Annotated in this window: 1 protein-coding gene; it reads left to right on the top strand. The window is 45.5% G+C overall.

The genetic code is table 11. From position 1 onward, the window contains the following. Positions 1-886 (top strand): SdrD B-like domain-containing protein (locus N483_RS22365; RefSeq protein ID WP_155735425.1); only part of this gene is annotated, 886 nt, incomplete at both ends.

The following is an 886-nucleotide window of genomic DNA, read 5'->3' as shown; positions in this document are numbered from 1 at the left end:
TTTTACTGAAAAGCCAAAGGCGGGTGATAAATCTATTGCTGGTACTGTATTCTTCGATGTTGATCAGGACGGTGTGGTCGATTCTAATGATGCACTGTTAAAAGACATTACAGTCACAATCACGGGCACGGATAAGTTTGGTCAGGCAGTAAATACCACAACAACGACCAATGCCAACGGTGAATTCAGCTTTACTGGCCTGATTGAATCAAATGCGGATGGTTATACCATCACGCAAACACCGAGTGCCACTTACCAAACTGGCAATCGTTATATCGGCACTGAATCTGGTGTAGTGAGCAATGTCGCCAAGGTAGTGGTAGGCACAGATCCAACCCCTGCGATCCGCTTTACAGAAAAGCCAAAAGCCGGTGATAAATCTATTGCTGGTACTGTGTTCTTCGATGTGGATCAGGATGGTGTAGTTGATTCAAATGATGCTCTGTTAAAAGACATCAGGGTCACAATTAGCGGTGCTGATAAGTTTGGTCAGGCAGTTAATGCTACAACAACGACTAACGCTAAAGGTGAATTCAGCTTTACTGACCTGATTGAATCAAATGCAGATGGTTACACCATTACGCAAACACCAAGCACAAGCTATCAAACCGGCAATCGCTATATTGGCACAGGTGAAGGCGTAGTAAGCAATGTCGCCAAAGTGATGGTAGGTACAGATCCAACCCCTGCGATCCGTTTTACTGAAAAGCCAAGGGCGGGTAACAAATCAATATCAGGCCGCGTGTTTGTCGATATTAACCAAGATGGCACCAACAACGGGAATGACTTTGTCCTTGCGGGGATTGAGATCCAGCTGACAGGTCAGGATCTTTACGGTGAAGCGGTGAATCTGCGCACCACAACAGATGCAAATGGTACGTTTAAC

Origin of the sequence: Pseudoalteromonas luteoviolacea NCIMB 1944, assembly GCF_001625565.1 — a bacterium.
Taxonomy (GTDB): domain Bacteria; phylum Pseudomonadota; class Gammaproteobacteria; order Enterobacterales; family Alteromonadaceae; genus Pseudoalteromonas; species Pseudoalteromonas luteoviolacea_F.
This window is presented reverse-complemented; position numbering and strand designations above follow the sequence as displayed.